The sequence below is a fragment of the Thermodesulfobacteriota bacterium genome (assembly GCA_040758155.1).
GTDB lineage: Bacteria > Desulfobacterota > Deferrimicrobia > Deferrimicrobiales > Deferrimicrobiaceae > UBA2219.
Window position 1 is genome coordinate 1 of the sequence record JBFLWB010000028.1, and the last position, 13,919, is coordinate 13,919.

Below are 13,919 nucleotides of genomic sequence, written 5' to 3' on the forward strand. Positions count from 1 at the left end.
TCCGTCGTCGTTCTCCTCTCGCTGGCGGGGGCCCGCATCTTCTCGCTGCTGTGGGGCGCGCAGGAGGCGGTCCGGATCGCGTGGACCTCCCTCATCGCCGTGCCCCTTTTCATGGACCTTTCGAGCCGCTGGCGCCGGGTGAAGGATTGATCCAGCGCATCCGCAGGCGGGAACAGGACCCGGACATCGCCCGGAGGGCCCGCGTCCTCCTGTATGTGGCCGTCGGGGCCTTCTTTCTCCTCCTTTCCCGCCTGTACTGGCTGCAGGTGGTCAGCTACGACACCTACCAGGCGCTCTCGGAGAACAACCGGCTCCGCATGCGCACCGTGCGCGCCCCGCGGGGGCCCATCTTCGACCGGAAGGGAAGGCCGATCGCGGAGACGCAGGGCTCCTTCGACCTCGTATGCTCCCCGATCGACGTGGCGGACCCCGCCGGCGAGATCCGGTTCCTCTCGGAGATCGTGGAGTTCGACGCGGACCCGGTCGAGATCCTCGAAAAGGTCCGGGAGGCGATGGTGTCGAATCCGTTTACGAGCATCACCGTGGCGAGGGACCTGCGCTTCGAGCAGGTGTCCGTCATCGAGTTCAACCGGGAGGGGCTGCCCGGCTTCTCCGTGATGGTGGAGGCCAAGCGGAGCTATCCCTACGGGACCGCGTTCGCGCACGCTCTCGGCTACGTGGGGGAGGCGAGTCCGGAGGAGCTCGACGCCCGGAGCGACGGGCGGCTGGCGATGGGCGACCTCGTCGGGAAATACGGGCTGGAGCGGCTGATGGACAACGTCCTCCGCGGGATCAACGGGGGAAGGAAGGTCGAGGTAGACGCCGCGGGGCGCGACCAGCGGATGGTGGAAGAGGTGCCGTCGACCACGGGCATGCCGCTGTACACCACGCTCGACCTCGATCTGCAGAACGCGGCGAAAGACGCGTTGGGAAGCCAGGCAGGGGCGGTGATCGCCCTCGTTCCGAAGACGGGGGAGGTCCTCGCGTTCTACTCGGCGCCGGCCTTCGATCCCAACGTGTTCGCCCGGGGGATCCGCAAGGCCGACTGGCAGGCGCTCAACGCCGACCCGCGGAAACCGATGCAGAACAAGGGGCTCCAGGGGACCTACGCGCCGGGATCCACCGTCAAGCCGTTCCTCGCGCTCGCCGCCCTCGAGGAGAGGATCATCGATAAAAGCGCCTCCCTCCACTGCCCGGGATCGTACCGGCTGGGGAACCGCACCTTCCGGTGCTGGAAGGAGAAAGGGCACGGCTCCGTGGACATGTACCGGGCGCTGGTGCAGTCCTGCGACGTGTACTTCTACACCCTGGGTCTGCGTCTCGGGCCCGAGCCGGTCGCCGCGGTCGAGAAAGGCGCGGGGATGGGGACCCTCACCGGAATCGACCTCCCCGGGGAGCGCAAGGGGCTCGTCCCGGACAAGGAATGGAAGCGGCGTGTGTCGAAGGAGCGCTGGTACGATTACGAGAGCCTGCTCCTCGGGATCGGCCAGGGGGCGATCCACCTCACTCCCCTCGAGATGACGGTCGGTTACGCCACGCTGGCCACCGGCGGGGAGGTCATGCGGCCGCACGTGGTGGCGAAGGTCGTCCTGCCGGACGGCTCGACGACGGAGAAGAAGCCGGAACTCGTGCGAAAGCTTGCCTGGAAGCCGGAGAACGTGGAGTTCATCCGGAAGGGGCTGGCCGGGGTCGTGAACGATTACGGGACCGGCGGGAGGGCGAAGCTCCCCGGCATCGTCGTCGGCGGGAAGACGGGAACCGCCCAGGTCGCCCAGGTGAAGGGGAAGATGATCAAGTCCGAGGACCTTCCGTACGAGATCCGGGACCATGCCTGGTTCGCGGGATTCGCCCCCGTCGAGGATCCGCGGATCGCCGTGGTGGCGATGGTGGAGCACGGCGGCCACGGCGGGTCGGCCGCCGCGCCCATCGTGAAGGCGGTGATGCAGGAGTTCTTCCGGACGCAGGAAGCCGGGCCGCCGGCGGCGGAGAAGCGATGAGCGGACCCTCGAAGCTCGCGCGCATGGACTGGCCGCTGCTCTTCATCGCGATCCTGTTGTGCGGGATCGGGCTGGTGAACGTCTACAGCGGGACGCGGGTCCACGGCGGCGCGGCCTCCGCCCTGTTCGCGAAGCAGTTCCTCTGGATCGCCCTCGGCCTGGGAGTGTTCTTCGCCACCTACTACCTGAGCGACGGCTTCATCGAGGAGGCGACGCCCGGGTACGCGATCCTCATCCTCGTCCTGCTCGTGATCGTCCTCGCCGTCGGGCAGATCCGCGGGGGGGCTCAGCGGTGGATCTCCCTCGGGGGGTTCAACCTGCAGCCCTCGGAGTTCGCGAAGATCGGCGTCGTCCTCATGTTGGCGCGCTATTACTCTTCGAAGTATCAGTACGGGGGCATCGGGCTGGCGGATACGCTTCCCGCCATCGGTATGGTCCTCGTCCCGTTCCTCCTCGTTGCGCTGCAGCCGGATCTGGGAACCGCCGGGGTGCTTCTTTTCATCCTCGCCGGGATGTCGGTCATCGCGTGCGTGAAGGGGTGGCTCCTCGGACTGTTCGCTTTCCTCGGGTCGGCGGCGATCCCCGCCCTGTGGTATTTCATGAAGGATTATCAGCGGCAGCGGGTGATCACGTTCCTCGACCCCGAGCGGGACCCGCTCGGGGCGGGATACCACGTCATCCAGTCGAAGATCGCGGTCGGCTCCGGGGGGATTCTTGGGAAGGGCTACCTCCAGGGGACCCAGGGGGCGCTGCGGTTCCTCCCCGAGAAGCACACGGACTTCGCCTTCGCGGTCTTCTCGGAGGAATGGGGTTTCCTCGGCTCGGCGCTGCTCCTGCTGCTCTTCGCGCTGCTGGTCCGCCGGCTGTTCCACCTCGCCATCCGTTCCCAGGACCGCTTCGCCTCCTTCGCGTGCGGGGGAGTCGCGGTGTATTTCCTCACGCACACGGTCATCAATCTCGCGATGGTGTGCGGCCTGTTCCCGGTGGTGGGGATCCCGCTTCCGTTCGTAAGCTACGGCGGATCGTCGATGCTGACGAACATGCTCGCTCTCGGGATGGTGGCGAACCTCTCCCGGTCGCGCTTCACGTTCCAGGGGGGAGGGACGAGGGGGCAGGAGCTCTCTTCCTGAACTCGAACGCGAGCTCTTCCGGCAGCTTCGTGGAATAACCGATCCAGCGCCGCGCCACTTTCCCGTCCCGCTCGATCAGGAGAAGTACCGGAACGTGGCGGACGCGGTATTCCTCCATGAACGCTCCCGGGATCGCGGTCAGGGTTTCGACATCGAGCCCCGGGGGCGGAGCGGGACGCATGGGATCCGTTTCCCGCCTTCCCTCGGCGGAGATGCCGATCTCCCGGTCGAACAGGATCCGATAGACGCGGAACGATCCGGGCGCGGCCGCCGCGGAGGCGCTCCCGACCGCCTTCCAGACCTCGCCGCAGGCCGGGCACCACGGGAAATCGAGGACGACCAGCCGGAACGACTCGCCGGAGACGGGAAGGTCCGGGACCGCCTTCCCCGACGAATCCACGAACACCGCCCTCTCCGAGGGGAACGGGCGGGAGCCCGCGGTGATCGCCTTCGGCCCGCACCCGGAAGCCAGCAGCGCCGCCAGCAGGGCGGCGAAAGCGACCGCCCTCAAAGGTTCTTCTGCAGCAGGGATACGATGTTGGATTTCGGATTCACGCCGACCATCTGTCCCTTGATCTCTCCGCCCTTGAACAGGATGAGCGTGGGGATTCCCCGCACGCCGAACCGGGATGCGATCTCGGGTGCTTCGTCCACGTTGACTTTCGCGACCTGCGCCTTTCCCGCGAATTCCTTGGCCACCTCCTCGAGGATCGGGGCGATCACCCGGCACGGGCCGCACCAGGGCGCCCAGAAGTCCACGAGCACGGGCGTCTGGCCGTCCACCGTCGATTTGAAATTCTCATTGGTAAGCTCGAGGATGTTTCCCGCCATTCCCGCTTTCCTCCGGTCGATTTATTTTCCGCGTTTTACGAGCTCTTTTTTCACGCAACGGTCCATGACCCACGGGATCCCTGCGGCGTCGAGGATGTCGCAGGCGCGGGCGCTTACGACCCCTTCCTGCATCCAGAAGAACCTGGCGCCGATCCGGACCGCCTCTTCCGCGACGGCCGGCGCCTCTTCGGACCGGCGGAACACATCGACAAGGTCGACCTTTCCGGGGATCTCCGAGAGCGATCCGTACGATTTTTCGCCGAGCGCTTCCCGGATCGTAGGGTTGACCGGGATGATCCGGTACCCCCGCCCTTGAAGGAATTCCGCCACGCCGTGGCTTGGGCGCCCGGGATTCCCGGAGAGTCCGACAACCGCTATCGTCCTGGTTTCGGACAGGATTTTCTCGATCCGGTCGTCCACCCGCGCGTCTCCGTCTCATTGAGATGCCGATCATGCTACTCCGGTTTTTTTCGGAAGGAAATAGCCGGAGCGCCTCCCGTTTCCTTGACAGGACGGAAAGAAAGGGATTATCGTTTCGATACTCTGCGTAGGCTGGCTAGAGGTGCCCTCCGTGAAGGAAACGGTCGCAAGGTCGCTGAAGGAAGGCGCGGAGCTTCGCCTGAAGATGGCGGAGACGATGGGGGAGTGCATCTTCGCGGCGGCGGAGGCCATCGCGGAGGCGTTCAAGGCGGGGCGCAAGCTCCTCCTGTTCGGCAACGGCGGAAGCGCGGCGGACGCGCAGCACATCGCGGCGGAGTTCATGAACCGTTTCCTCATCGAAAGGCCGCCGCTGCCGGCGGTCGCGCTGACCACGGACACCTCCGTCCTGACCAGCATCGCCAACGATTACGCCTTCGAGGAGATCTTCAGCAAGCAGGTGAAGGCGCTGGGGAAGAAAGGGGACGTGGCCTTCGGGATCACGACCAGCGGCTCCTCCGCGAACGTGCTGAAGGCGCTCCGCGCCGCGAAAAAGCTCGGCATGACCACCATCGCCCTGACGGGGGAGTCGGGGAAGGCCGCCGCCCTCGCGGACATCGCGCTCCAGGTGCCTTCCCGAAACGTCGCGCGGATCCAGGAGGCGCACAACGTGATCGGCCACATTCTCTGCGAGCTGACGGATACGCTGCTGTTCAAGGACGTGGGGAAGCGGTGACCCGCCCCCTGGATCCCGCGCGCCTCCGGCGCGTCTCGCTTTTCTCCCGAAAGAGCAAGGTCACCTTCGAAGGGTTCGGCGTTCCGCCCCGCAAGGGCATGTCGTTCGCCCGGTTCCTCTCGGGGCTTCCGGACTACCTGTCAGCGAAGGACCTGCGCTCCGTGGTCGACGCGATCGTCCGGGCGCGCCGCCGCGACCGTCCGGTGCTGCTGGGGATCGGCGCGCACTTCATCAAGGTGGGGCTGTCTCCCCTCCTGATCCGCGCGATCCGGGACGGCGTGTTCACATCCGTCGCGATGAACGGCGCCGGGGCGATCCACGACGTGGAGCTGGCGCTGGCGGGCAGAACCTCCGAGGACGTGGAGACGGAGCTGGCCGACGGCTCGTTCGGGATGGCGAAGGAGACGGCGCAGTTCCTCCACGCCGCGGTGGCGGACGGCGTGCGGTCGGGGCGGGGATTCGGGGAGTCCGTGGGGAAGGCGCTGGCGGAATCGAAGGCGCCCCACCGGGAGAAGAGCCTCCTCGCCCAGGCGTTCCGGGCCGACGTACCGGTGACCGTCCACGTGGCGCTGGGGGCGGACATCGTGCACATGCATCCCGAGGCGGACGGCTCCGTCATCGGGGAGGCGTCGCTGCGCGATTTCCGGACCTTCTGCGGTCTGGTCGCCGGCATGGAGGGCGGCGTCTACCTGAACGTCGGCTCCGCGGTGCTGCTTCCCGAGGTGTTCCTGAAGGCGGTCTCCGCGGCGCGCAACCTGGGGCATCCGCTTTCCCGGATCACGACCGTGAACATGGACTTCCTGAAGCATTACCGTCCCGACGTCAACGTGGTGTGCCGCCCCACCCGGAAGGGCGGGAAGGGGTACCACCTGATCGGGCCGCACGAGATCCTCTTCCCGCTTCTGATGGCGGCAATCGCCGAAAGCTAAACCTCCGTTTCCTCCCCCGGCGCGAGGACGATCGGCCGGGTCCCCGGCGACACCTTCGCGAGCTCCGCGACGAAGCGGTCCGCGTTGGGCTCGATGATCGGGAACGTCCCGTAATGCATCGGGACGACCGCCTTCGCCTTCAGGAGGGCGCACGCCTTCGCCGCCTGGCGGTAATCCATCGTGAACACGGAGCCGATCGGAAGCATGGCGACGTCGATGGGGTACAGTTCGCCGAGCAGCGTCATGCTCGCGAAGATCGCGGTATCCCCCGAATGGTAGACCGTCTTACCCGAAGGAGTCCGGAGGATGTAGCCGACAGGGCTTCCCAGCGTGGAGGAGTGGTGCGCCTCCGTCATGGTGATCGAGAATCCGAGCGCCTCCACGGTCCCCCCGACGTTCATGCCGATCCCTCCGTGCAGAAGCTGCTCGGGGGGGACGCCCTTCGCCTTCATGTCCCCGCAGAGCTCGTGGATCGCCACGATGAGGGCGCCTGTCCGCTTCGCCAGGGCGACGGCGTCTCCCACGTGGTCGAAATGATCGTGGGTAAGGAGGATCAGGTCCGCCGTTCCGGTCGATACGGCATCGCCCGGGGCCTTGGGGTTCCCTTCGAACCAGGGATCGATAAGCACCGTCTTTCCGTCCCGGATCGTGAAACCGGAGTGTCCCATCCAGCGAATCCGCACCGGGGCCATGGCCATCCTCCTTTTCGAGGGGAAGTAACCTACATTTTCCTCCATTCCCGCCGCCGCCGACGTGGTAAAAAGACCGGGAAACGAACAAAGGGAGCCGGCATGGGAAAAACAGGGACGCAGCCTGTACCGGGCATCGTCCGCGCGGCCGCCCCCAACCGGGTGGACCTCGCGGGAGGCACGCTCGACATCTACCCGTTGTACCTGCTGGTGGAAGGGGCGATGACCGTGAACGTCGCCGTCTCGGTCCGCAGTTTCGTCGAGATCCGCCCGTACCGCCGCGGAGCCGCAAGGCTGGAGTCGGGGAATTACGGGATGGCCGTCCAGGCGGGCGACACGCACGGGATTCCGCTCGCGGGGAAGCTGGGGCTCCTGTCCCGGGCGCTTCGGCATTTCCCCCCCCTCTCGGGAGTCGAGATCGTCGTCCGGAACGAGGCGCCGGTGGGATCGGGGATCGGCGCGTCTTCCGCCCTCCTGGTCGCCTTGATGGCGGCGATGGGGCGTTGCACGGGCTCCCGGTCCCGTTGGGAAGAGACGGCGCTGGCGGCGATGGAGCTCGAGGCGGCTCACCTGAAGGGGCTCACCGGGAGACAGGACCACGTGGCGGCGCTGCGGGGAGGGATCCAGGGGATCCGGTTCCATCCGGGGCGCCTCGACGTTCGGAGGCTTCCCCCGGGCGGGGCCGCAGGAAGGATGCTCCGGGAGCACGGGATCCTCGCCCACACCGGGATCGCGCACCGCTCCTCCGACGTGAACTGGCGGATGATCCGGGGAGCGATCGAGGGGGACGAATCCGTGCTGCGGAAGTTCCGCGGAATCGCGGCCGCCGCGCGGGACGCATGGGACGCCGTTTCCGCGGCCGACCCGGTCGCGCTGGGCGATGCGGTCGATTCCGAATGGAAGATCCGCCGGACGCTGGCGGTCGGCGTGTCGCCGCGGAAGGTTGAGGCGCTCCTGGCGGACCGGCGTTTTCGGCGGTCGATTTCCGGCGCGAAGCTGTGCGGCGCCGGGAACGGCGGGATGCTGTTCGCGCTGCTCCGCGATCCGGGGGACCGGCAGACGGCCGCATCGATCCTGAAGGCGGCGGGGATGTCCGTGGTCCCGTTCCGCATCGCGGGCGGCCTCCGGATCGAGGGTCCCGATGTTTCCTGAAGGGAAGGTCTGGGACGTCGCCATCGTCGGCGCCGGGCCCGGAGGCCTGTTCGCGGCCGGGACGCTGGCCGGCAAGACGTCCGTGCTGGTCCTCGACGAGAAGGGGCGCACCGGCGGTGCGGGGGCGATGACCGACGGCAAGCTGAACCTGTCGCCGCACATCGGGCTGGACCTTGCGGAGCTTCGGATGGAGGAGGACGAGGCGCGGGAGCGGATCGAGGCGATCGACGCGGTCTTCCTCCAATACGGGGCCGATCCCACGGTCTACGGAGAGGATCGCGAGCGGATCGGGAGCTGGCTCGACCGCGTCTCGTGGGCCCGTCGCCGGACTCCGAAGGGGGAGTGGGACATCACGCTCCTTCCCGCCCGGCAGCGCCACATGGGGACCGACCGGGCCTACCGGGTGGTCGCCGCGATCACCGAATCGCTCGCGTCCCGGGGCGTGGAGTTCTCCCTGAACACGCACGTCGAGGACGTTTCGCTGCGCGGCGGCGGACCGTTCGTCCTCGCCACGACAAAGGGGGAGTTCCGCGCCCGGTACGTGGTGGCCGCCCCCGGGAGGGACGGCGCCTACTGGTTCCGCTCCGCTGCCCGCCGGCTCGGGGTGGAGACGAGGTACGGCGCGATCGACATCGGGTGCCGCGTGGAGGTGGCCTCGCCCGTCTACGAAGAGATCACGAAGGTACTCTACGACCCGAAGTTCCTCTTCGTCACGCCCACCCACGGCGACCGGACGCGGACCTTCTGCACGAACCCGGGCGGCCGCGTGCGGATCGAGACGCGCGACGGGTTCCGGCTGGTCAACGGCGACGCGCTGAAGGCGAGGAAAACCGCGAACACGAACTTCGCGATCCTGAACACCGTCTCGATGACCGAGCCGCTCCAGGACACGACGGAGATGGGGCGGAAGGTGGCCGAGTTCGCCAATTTCTGGGGAGGCGGGGAAAGCCTGGTGGTGCAGCGCTGGGGCGACCTGATGCAGGGGCGCCGCTCCCGCTCAGACACGTTCCGATCGCCCGCGATGGAATACGACAAGATGACGCCGACGCTCGCCCCGGGCAACGGGGTGACGCCGGGAGACATCTCCTTCGCCTACCCGGGGAGGATCGTGGACAATCTCCGCGAGAGCCTGATCCTGCTTTCCCGGGTGATCCCCGGCGTCGCGCATCCCTCCACGACGATCTACGTCCCGGAGATCAAGTTCTACGACACCAAGTACGCCACCGACAAGAACCTGGAGACCAACGTCGCGAACCTGTTTGTCGCGGGGGACGGGGTCGGGAAGTCCCGCGGCATCATCGGCGCGGCGTTGAACGGTTGTCTTGCGGCCGAGGGGATCCTGCGGAAGGAAGGGAAGGGCTAACCGATCAGCAGCACGCCGGAGCCGGAGATCTGGTCCGCCTTCAGGAGCTGCAGCGCCCGGTTGGCGTCCTGGAGGGGGAAAGTGGCGACCTTCGGGCGGATGGGGATCGCCGCCGCCTCGCGCAGCAGCCCCTCGCCGTCCGCGCGGGTGTTCGCCGTCACGCTGCGGACGTTCTTTTCGTGGAACAGGCACTCCTCGTACTTCATCCCGGGCACATCGCTCATGTGGATCCCCGCCAGCGCCAGGGTGCCGCCCTTCTTCAGCGCGCGCAGCGCGGGGGGGACCAGCTCTCCGGCGGGGGCGAAGATGATGGCGGAGTCGGTCCGCACCGGCATCTCCGAGGGGTCTTCCCCCGCCCATGCGGCGCCCATCTCCCTCGCCAGCTCCCGGTGGGCGGCGCCCCGCGTGCAGACGTAGACTTCAGCGCCGCGGCGCAGGGCGAGCTGGAGGACGATGTGCGCGGAGGAGCCGAATCCGTAGATGGCCAGCGATCCGCCGGGCGGCAGCTCCGCGCGGGAGAGCGCGCGGTAGCCGATGATCCCCGCGCAGAGGAGCGGCGCCGCCTCGGCATCCGGGAAGCCGTCGGGGATCCGGTAGGCGAAGTCCTCCCGCGCGAGCGCGAACTCGGCGAAGCCGCCGTCCCGGTGGTACCCGGTGTACCGGGACGATTCGCACAGGTTCTCCTTCCCTGCGGCGCAGAAGCCGCAGGATCCGCAGGTGCCAGCGAGCCACGCGATCCCCACCCGGGCGCCCAGGGGGAACCGGGCGGACCCCTCCCCGAGGGCGTCGACGATCCCGACGACCTGGTGGCCGGGGACGATGGGCAGTTTCCCGCCCGGCAGCTCTCCCTCGATCACGTGAAGGTCGGTCCGGCAGATGCCGCAGGCGAGAACCCGGACCCGGATCTCGCCGGGGCCGGGCGAGGGGGCGGCGATATCCCTCAGGGCAAGGGGGGAGGTCCCGATCGGGGCGGCCCGGTCGAGGACCGCCGCCTTCATCTCGAAAGGAATTTCGACGGGTCGAGAAGCTCGAACCCCGCCTCTTCGATGGCTTTCCGGATCGGCCCCACGTTCAGCGTCGCGATCCGCAGGAAGTTCGTCATCGCACCGGATTCGAGGTGTCCCGTCGTCAGGACGCTCGTGATGTTCACCTGGAACGAGCTGATGATCCCGACGAGCTGCGCCAGGGCGCCCGGTTTGTCCGGGACGACCACGTCGAGCCGGGAGCTCACCACGCCCATCCCCGTGACCTCGATGAACGCCTCGAGTACGTTGGTCCTCGAGATGATGCCTACGACCCGGTTTTCGTCGTCGACGACGGGCAGCGAATTGATCTTGTAATTCAGCAGCAGGCCGATCGCGTCCTCGAGGGTGTCGGTGAGGGTGGCGGTGATCACCTTGCGGGTCATCACCCTCTCCACGGGGGTGTTCTTGAGGAACTTTTCCGCTTCCTCCGCGGTGAATCCGGGGATCATCCCTACCGGAAGGACGGTCCCGCGGATGTCCCGGTCGGAGAGGATCCCCACGAGCCTGCCGTCCTCCGACGTCACCGGGATCTGCAGTATGCGGCGGGCCCGCATCATCTCCTGCGCTTCGTACAACGACGTGGCAGGGGACATCGTGACGGGGTTCTTCTGCATTCTGCGAGCGACGAACATGGGTCAGCCTCCGTAAACCGGGATCATTCCTCGAGCATCTCCCGGACGTGGATTTCTATGCAGTTCGTGAGGGACGAGATCTCGTACCCCCCTTCGAGCACGGATACCAGCTTTCCGCCGCAGAACCGCTCCGCCAGCCCGATCACCGCGCGGGTCATGTACCGGTATCCTTCGTAGGAGAGCCGGATGTCCGCGAGCGGGTCGTCGGCATGGGCGTCGAATCCGGCGGACACAAGGACGAACTCCGGCCGGAACCGCTCCACCGCGGGGGTAAGGACCTGGTCGAAGACCACCCGGTACTCGTCGTCCCCCGATCCCGGGGCCATCGGGGCGTTCAGCGTGGCCCCCTCCCCCTTTCCCTTGCCGATCTCCCACCTTCGGCCGGTCCCGGGATAAATGAAGGTGGGGTGTTCGTGGACGCTGAAAAAGAACACGGACGGGTCCTCGAGGAAGACGCTCTGGGTTCCGTTTCCGTGATGGACATCCCAGTCGACGATGAGGATCTTGCCGACGTCGAACCGGGCCTGGAGGTATTTCGCCGCGACGGCGACGTTGTTGAGGAGGCAGAACCCCATTCCGACGTCCCGGCTGGCATGGTGCCCGGGAGGACGGATGGCGCAGAAGACGCGGTCCAGGGATCCTTCCGCCACCGCCTTCGCGCCCGCTATGGCCCCCCCCGCCGACAGGAGCGAGATATTATAGGAATGACGGCACAGGTATGTGTCTCCCGCGTCGAGCGTCATGTCCCCCCGCCGGCACGCTTTTTCAAGTTGATCCAGGTATTTCCGGTCGTGCACCGCGAGGACGTCTCCCTCGTCCGCGAACTCCGGCGTGATCTGCGCCGTCTTCTCGAGCAGTTTCGCTTTCTCCAGCCGCTCCATGACGGCCTGGAGGCGCTCGGGCGACTCCGGATGTTCGAACGGCGGGACGTGCAGCAGGTAATCGGGGTGGTAGACGATGCCGAGCCGTTTCATGGGAGCTAATATACCAGTATATGTATAATGTTTCGAGATTCCGGCGGCGGGGCGGCGATGAAGTAGATGAAGATGAAGATGAAGTGGCACAGCAGCATCGGACTGAAGATCCTTCTGGCCATCGTCGGGACCATCGCGGTCACGACGAGCGCGCTGGCGCTCGTCTACGTGAACATCCAGAGAGACAACCTGGAGGAGATGTCGCTCCGGACCGCGACGAAACTCAGCGAAACGATCAAGAAATCGATCGAAAACGACATGCTTGCGAACCGCAAGGAAGCCGCCTACAAGATCATGGACACGATCGGGGAGCAGGAGGGGATCGAGAAGGTCCGGGTGTTCAGCGCGGAAGGAGTGGTCCTGTACTGCAATTGCGTCGAATTCGAAGTCGGGCAGAAGGTCGACAAGAAGGCGGAGGAGTGCATCCGCTGCCACCGGACCGAAGGGCCGTTGGAACGGCTGGACATCCAGGATCGGAGCCGAACGTTCTTCATTTCCGATTCTCCCAAGAAACCGGGCGTGCACCACCGGGTCCTCGGGATCGTCAACCCGCTGTACAACGAGCCGGAATGCTCGAACGCGGCGTGCCACGCGCATCCGGCGTCGCAGAAGGTGCTCGGTGTGATCGACGTCACCATGGACCTCTCCGATGTCGACGAGCGCATCGCCTCGGCCCGGAACCGGGTCCTCGGCGTAAGCGTCGTGTCGCTGATCCTGGGGTGCTCCATCGCGTCCGTCATCATCGTCCGCTTCATCCAGTGGCCGGTGAGGGAGCTCGCGGACGGAACCGCGCGGATCGCGCGCGGGAACCTGGATCAGCTCATCCCGGTGCACACCGAGGACGAGCTGGGACAGCTCGCCCGCTCCTTCAACCGGATGACCATCGGCCTGCGGGAGGCGCAGGCCGAGATCAACGACCTCGTCGAGGGGCTGAACCAGATGGTGGACGAGCGGACGGCCGAGCTGAAGGAGGCCCAGGAGCAGCTCCTGAACCAGGAGAAGCTGGCGCACCTGGGGAAGATCGCGGCGACCGTCGCCCACGAGATCAACAATCCGCTGCACGGCGTGTTCACCTATATCCGCCTCATGGAGAGGAAGCTTCTGGAAGGCGCGCCGGAGCCGGAGCAGGCGGAGAAGTTCCGCGGCTACCTTGCCACGATGGCCCGCGAAGTGGAGCGGACGAGCGCGATCGTGTTCAACCTGCTCGACTTCACCCGGCCGAAGGCGCCGACGCTTCGTCGCGTGGAACTGCCGAAACTGATCGAGGAGTCGCTGGCGCTGGTGCAGAACACCCTGAAAAGCAACAACATCGAAGTGAAGCAGGAGCTGTCGCCGATTCCCGGGATCGCCTCCGACGCGGCGCAGATCAAGCAGGTGTTCCTGAACCTCATGGTCAACGCATGCGAGGCGATGGAGTCCGGCGGGGTGCTCTCCATCCGGTGCTGGGAGAACCACCGCCCGCGCGAGGTGGTGGTGGAAGTGGGGGACACGGGCCCGGGGATCCCGGAGGAGAACCTCAAGAAGATTTTCGACCCGTTCTTCACCACCAAGGGGAAAGGGACGGGACTGGGGCTTTCGGTCGTCAGGGGAATCGTGACCCGTCACGGCGGCCGGCTCGAGGTGGACAGCGGGCGGGGCCGGGGGACCCGGATCCGGGTCGTCCTTCCCCTGGATTAGGGGAGCCCCCGAGATCGAGCAGACGATCTACATCGTCCCTTTCGGGGAGGTGCCGCAGCGGCTGATGGATTGGCTCGTCCGGGATATCGGCGGCTTCCTGGGGATGCCGTGCGGGCAGCTTCCGCCGCGGCCGATTCCGGAAGGGAGCTTCGAGCCGGGAAGGAACCAGCACGTTTCCACGAAGATCCTGAAGGCGATCCTCGAGGAGGTGCCGGGTGACGCATCGAAGGTGCTCGGGATCATCGACCGGGACCTGTGCATCCTCATCCTCACGTTCGTCTTCGGGGAGGCGCAGCTGGGGGGCGTGGGCGCGGTGGTCTCCCTCGCCCGGCTTCGCCAGGAATTTTACGGGCTGGATCCCGACGAG

General features: G+C 66.8%; 15 protein-coding genes. 8 read left to right on the top strand and 7 right to left on the bottom strand.

Annotated features, from left to right (window positions below):
* Window positions 1-146 precede the first annotated feature (146 nt).
* Both mrdA and rodA read left to right on the top strand, forming a co-directional pair.
* On the top strand, window positions 147-1,997 hold the full coding sequence (gene mrdA, locus AB1346_01845; protein MEW6719173.1) for a penicillin-binding protein 2: 1,851 nt from the start codon (window positions 147-149) through the stop codon (window positions 1,995-1,997).
* Window positions 1,994-3,127, top strand: coding sequence for a rod shape-determining protein RodA (gene rodA, locus AB1346_01850; GenBank protein ID MEW6719174.1), 1,134 nt, complete (start codon window positions 1,994-1,996; stop codon window positions 3,125-3,127). The genes mrdA and rodA overlap by 4 nt, the downstream gene beginning before the upstream one ends.
* Here rodA and AB1346_01855 read toward each other — a convergent pair.
* Genes AB1346_01855 through AB1346_01865 form a run of 3 tightly spaced genes read right to left on the bottom strand, consistent with a single transcriptional unit; the run spans window position 3,081 to window position 4,378 of the window.
* Entirely contained in the window at window positions 3,081-3,638 is a 558-nt protein-coding gene (locus AB1346_01855; GenBank protein ID MEW6719175.1) for a hypothetical protein, read from the bottom strand. The genes rodA and AB1346_01855 overlap by 47 nt on opposite strands.
* Complete coding sequence (trxA, locus tag AB1346_01860; GenBank protein ID MEW6719176.1) at window positions 3,635-3,958, bottom strand: thioredoxin; 324 nt, start codon at window positions 3,956-3,958, stop codon at window positions 3,635-3,637. Before trxA ends, AB1346_01855 begins: the two co-directional genes overlap by 4 nt.
* Before the next feature lie 21 nt (window positions 3,959-3,979).
* Entirely contained in the window at window positions 3,980-4,378 is a 399-nt protein-coding gene (locus tag AB1346_01865) for a CoA-binding protein (protein ID MEW6719177.1), read from the bottom strand.
* 151 nt (window positions 4,379-4,529) lie between these two features.
* Here AB1346_01865 and AB1346_01870 point away from each other — a divergent pair, with 151 nt between their 5' ends.
* Window positions 4,530-5,111 carry a D-sedoheptulose 7-phosphate isomerase gene (locus tag AB1346_01870; GenBank protein MEW6719178.1) on the top strand — a complete coding sequence of 194 codons (582 nt, stop codon included), beginning with the start codon at window positions 4,530-4,532 and terminating at the stop codon, window positions 5,109-5,111.
* Window positions 5,108-6,040: a hypothetical protein gene (locus AB1346_01875; protein MEW6719179.1), complete on the top strand. Its 933-nt coding sequence runs from the start codon at window positions 5,108-5,110 to the stop codon at window positions 6,038-6,040. Before AB1346_01870 ends, AB1346_01875 begins: the two co-directional genes overlap by 4 nt.
* On the opposite strand, the gene AB1346_01880 is transcribed toward AB1346_01875, so the two are convergent.
* Window positions 6,037-6,732 carry a metal-dependent hydrolase gene (locus tag AB1346_01880; protein ID MEW6719180.1) on the bottom strand — a complete coding sequence of 232 codons (696 nt, stop codon included), beginning with the start codon at window positions 6,730-6,732 and terminating at the stop codon, window positions 6,037-6,039. The two genes, AB1346_01875 and AB1346_01880, sit on opposite strands and share 4 nt — an antisense overlap.
* Window positions 6,733-6,831: 99 nt before the next feature.
* Between AB1346_01880 and AB1346_01885 the strand changes: the two genes are divergently transcribed.
* A complete protein-coding gene (locus tag AB1346_01885) occupies window positions 6,832-7,881 on the top strand; it encodes a hypothetical protein (GenBank protein MEW6719181.1) in 1,050 nt (349 codons plus the stop codon).
* Window positions 7,871-9,244 carry an FAD-dependent oxidoreductase gene (locus AB1346_01890; protein MEW6719182.1) on the top strand — a complete coding sequence of 458 codons (1,374 nt, stop codon included), beginning with the start codon at window positions 7,871-7,873 and terminating at the stop codon, window positions 9,242-9,244. The genes AB1346_01885 and AB1346_01890 overlap by 11 nt, the downstream gene beginning before the upstream one ends.
* Here the strand turns inward: AB1346_01890 and AB1346_01895 are convergent.
* Genes AB1346_01895 through AB1346_01905 form a run of 3 tightly spaced genes read right to left on the bottom strand, consistent with a single transcriptional unit; the run spans window position 9,241 to window position 11,875 of the window.
* The gene (locus AB1346_01895; protein MEW6719183.1) at window positions 9,241-10,242 is read right to left on the bottom strand and encodes a zinc-dependent alcohol dehydrogenase family protein; all 1,002 of its coding nucleotides are present in this window, start codon (window positions 10,240-10,242) and stop codon (window positions 9,241-9,243) included. The two genes, AB1346_01890 and AB1346_01895, sit on opposite strands and share 4 nt — an antisense overlap.
* Window positions 10,239-10,901: a CBS and ACT domain-containing protein gene (locus AB1346_01900; GenBank protein MEW6719184.1), complete on the bottom strand. Its 663-nt coding sequence runs from the start codon at window positions 10,899-10,901 to the stop codon at window positions 10,239-10,241. The genes AB1346_01895 and AB1346_01900 overlap by 4 nt, the downstream gene beginning before the upstream one ends.
* A gap of 23 nt (window positions 10,902-10,924) precedes the next feature.
* Window positions 10,925-11,875: a histone deacetylase gene (locus AB1346_01905; protein ID MEW6719185.1), complete on the bottom strand. Its 951-nt coding sequence runs from the start codon at window positions 11,873-11,875 to the stop codon at window positions 10,925-10,927.
* A gap of 66 nt (window positions 11,876-11,941) precedes the next feature.
* Between AB1346_01905 and AB1346_01910 the strand changes: the two genes are divergently transcribed.
* Entirely contained in the window at window positions 11,942-13,552 is a 1,611-nt protein-coding gene (locus AB1346_01910) for an ATP-binding protein (protein MEW6719186.1), read from the top strand.
* A gap of 64 nt (window positions 13,553-13,616) precedes the next feature.
* Window positions 13,617-13,919: peptidase M54 (locus AB1346_01915; GenBank protein MEW6719187.1), on the top strand; the 303-nt coding region annotated here is incomplete at its 3' end.